Source organism: Fulvivirga aurantia, from assembly GCF_009711475.1.
GTDB classification, from domain to species: domain Bacteria; phylum Bacteroidota; class Bacteroidia; order Cytophagales; family Cyclobacteriaceae; genus Fulvivirga; species Fulvivirga aurantia.
Genome location: NZ_SMMD01000626.1, coordinates 1 through 3,194 on the forward strand (window position 1 = coordinate 1; position 3,194 = coordinate 3,194).

The following is a 3,194-nucleotide window of genomic DNA, read 5'->3' on the forward strand; positions in this document are numbered from 1 at the left end:
CCTCATCAGCAGCTTCTAGTTGTTGAATCGCCTCTTCAAGCGCACTGGTCTCCGCATTTTCAGCTGACTCTCGTTGCAAATCAATTTTCTCTTGCAGCTTGCCCTTGAGACGCATCATATTATCCATTTTGGGCATGGCTTCATCATGCTCGTCCATCACCTCTTTATATAAAGCCCTTTCCGCACGCTCTTCGGCCGGCATTTCATTTAGTCTTTCGTCCGTATCGTTTGTTTTGTTTTCTGTCTGGCCACAAGCAGCAAATAATACCAGGGAGATTAAAACGAAGAATCTGATTGTCTGAGTCATGTTCAATTTTTTTTCTAAATGTAGTAAGCAGGCTTTTGTTTATCAACATTCAATTGTGGAATTATCTTCACGAAATGCGGTGAAGTATTTCATAATACATAGGTAAAAAGCGGCTTTAGGTGCATTTTAGGCCTTATTGCATGATGTTTGTCCTTAAATTTAGCATGAGAAAATTTGCACTTTTATCATTTCTGATTCTTGTAGTTCTACCTTCTGTTGCCCAGGATAGCATCAAATGGGCCACACCAAATGTAAAATATCAACCACTGGGAAGAGGTTTAGATATCAGTTATACACGCATAATAAATAGCGATATAGAATCAGAGGCCGAAGTGCAAAGATTGAGAGATAATGAGGCTACCATATCTTCCTTAGAGAATATGGAGTATGATATAAAAGTGCCTATTATGATCAAAGATCGCACCCAGATATTGGGTAGTTTTGAGTATACGTACGACTATTTCTCATTCAAAAACCCAGAAAACCTTAACTACGAGTTTTATGAGCAACTGCATCACAAGCACCTGAGGTCACGAAAACTTAAATTTTACATGCTGCATAGTCTCAATAGTGAGAATTACATCAACATGCGGGTAGCAGCAGCATTAAATGGCGATGTATCTGATAGTAATGATCGGTTGTATGAGTTTGCTAAATATTCTCTGTCATTTATCTATGGTTGGCAAAAGAGTGAAATGAATGCTTACGGAGTAGGATTATACTTCGATTATACACTGGGGCAGCCTATGATATTACCCGTATTTGAATGGAATAAATCATGGAATAAAACCTGGGGGTTTGAATCTAAATTGCCGGGTAAATTTTTAGTGAGATACACACCAAATGATGGTACAAGAGTTTATGGAGGCTATAATACCGATGGCATAAGTTATCGTGTATTTGCGGCAAACGAAGAGACAGATATCCTCGATGAGTACGAAATAAGACGATCAGACGTGAAATTTATGCTCTCTTTAGAGAAAAGAGTTTATGATTTTATTTGGATGGGATTGGAAGGTGGAATAAACTACAATATAAGAATTGATGCCTCCGATGGAGATAAGATATATGATGAAAAAGAATTGATAGCCAGTAACTTAAGTCCTGCTCCTTATGTAAATGTATCTTTATTTGTAGTGCCTACAGAAGGGCTCAAAGAAATGTTCGGATATAGCAAATAGGGCTTAATTCTCTGTTTAAAAAGCATTATATAAGATACTGTAAGCTAATTAGTTGTGAAAATTGATTTATTTTTTATACATTTAAAGTTGTATACAACTTAGATTTGTTGAAACTTTTAAAGTTTATTTTTTAATCTTTTGATCATGGCACCTCAATTTTTTAGCTGGAGGTTGCGCTATATTGTTTTATACGTTGCGCTGTTTACCTCCCTCTCCGTAGTTAGTGTCAAGGCACAAGGCGATGCTGTTGACCCTAAACATAATTCCTATGCTGTAATTGGAGCGTTTTCAGTAGAAAACAACGCCAAGAGACTTGTGAGTATGGTCAAATCATACGACATGACAGCAACTGTGCGTAAAAATGAGTTTAGAGGCCTTTATTACGTGTATATCGATCAATCCAAAGATCGGGAGGAGATTAAAGCTAAAGTAATTGCTTTAAAAAAGGAACACCCTCAATTCTATGATGCATGGGCTTATACGGGAGATTTTACAGACAAGCCCGAACCGAAAAAATCAGTGATAGCTAAAAACAACAGTAGCACTAAGATTGAAGAAGAAGGTGAGGACAATACAGTTACTGATTATGCAGGACCTCCCTTCCCTGAAGGGGAAAAAGAGCAAATAAGTAAGAAAAAAGCAGAGTCTACTTCTGATCTTGAGGTGGATGACGTTAAAGATCCCGAAGCTTCCATTGAATCTGGTGATGAAGTAGCAACCGAAGAAACTCCGGAAAAGGAGGCTTTTGTGAAAAAAGAAAATCACTATTACCTCTACTTCAATACAATCAATTCTAAAAACTTAAAAGAAGTAAAGGGGAAGGTAAATATTATCGATCCTGAAAGAGCAAAACAACTTAAAGAAGCTAAGTCTCACGAATTGGTAGAATTAGCAGATCCTGAAAATGGTACCAGAAGGGTGAAAGTAGCAACCAATATGTTTGGTTTCAGAGAGGTGCAATATACGCTCGACCTTGATGACCCTCAATCACTCACCGAAAATCCCGCTGTTGAATTAATTGGCGATTCTATCGTTGTTAATTTTGATTTAAAGCGGTTTAAGAAAGGTGATGTGCTGGTAATGTATAATGTGTATTTCTTTAAAGATGCAGCCATCATGCAGCCAGAATCAATTTACGAGCTCAACAGTCTACTCGATATGTTGAAGGAAAATGAAAATCTGGTAGTAAAAATACACGGCCATACTAATGGTAATTCCCATGGTAAAATTATCCACCTCAATGAAGAGGATAAGAATTTCTTCGGTATCAATGGTGAGCACAAAGAGTCATTTGGAAGTGCTAAAAAACTGTCGCTTTACCGGTCATATACCATACAGCACTGGTTGATTGATCAGGGAATAAGTGAAAATCGTATGGAGATAAAGGGTTGGGGCGGTAAGCAAATGATCTACGATAAGCACAGCTCGCAGGCAGAAAAGAACGTGCGAGTCGAAATTGAGATACTTGAAGAGTAAACCCCTTTAATTTTATTATCAAGGTATAAATCATCATCATGCTGCAGTACTTTAAACTCTCTCATAACTGCGGCTTTATCTATTGTCGAAACTTTATGGAAGTATGATGTTTAAACAACATTTTCTTAAGAGACAATTTCGGTTGATTTCTGCCCTATAAATGCATAATTCTTTAGATACTATTAAAGAATAATTATTATTTTGCCCCCAAATTGACCATACCGTAACCA

At 37.2% G+C, this 3,194-nt stretch carries 2 protein-coding genes and 1 pseudogene; 2 read left to right on the top strand and 1 reads right to left on the bottom strand.

The features are described 5' to 3' along the window. Positions 1–307, bottom strand: a pseudogene (locus tag E1176_RS05970) (hypothetical protein); the annotation flags it as partial. A gap of 164 nt (positions 308–471) precedes the next feature. Here E1176_RS05970 and E1176_RS05975 point away from each other — a divergent pair. Together E1176_RS05975 and E1176_RS05980 are read left to right on the top strand one after the other, a co-directional pair. After that, positions 472–1,488 (top strand): DUF6268 family outer membrane beta-barrel protein, encoded by a 1,017-nt coding sequence (locus E1176_RS05975; RefSeq protein WP_155209651.1) that lies wholly within the window; start codon positions 472–474, stop codon positions 1,486–1,488. 144 nt (positions 1,489–1,632) lie between these two features. Further along, complete coding sequence (locus E1176_RS05980) at positions 1,633–2,964, top strand: OmpA family protein (protein ID WP_155209652.1); 1,332 nt, start codon at positions 1,633–1,635, stop codon at positions 2,962–2,964. Positions 2,965–3,194: the final 230 nt, after the last annotated feature.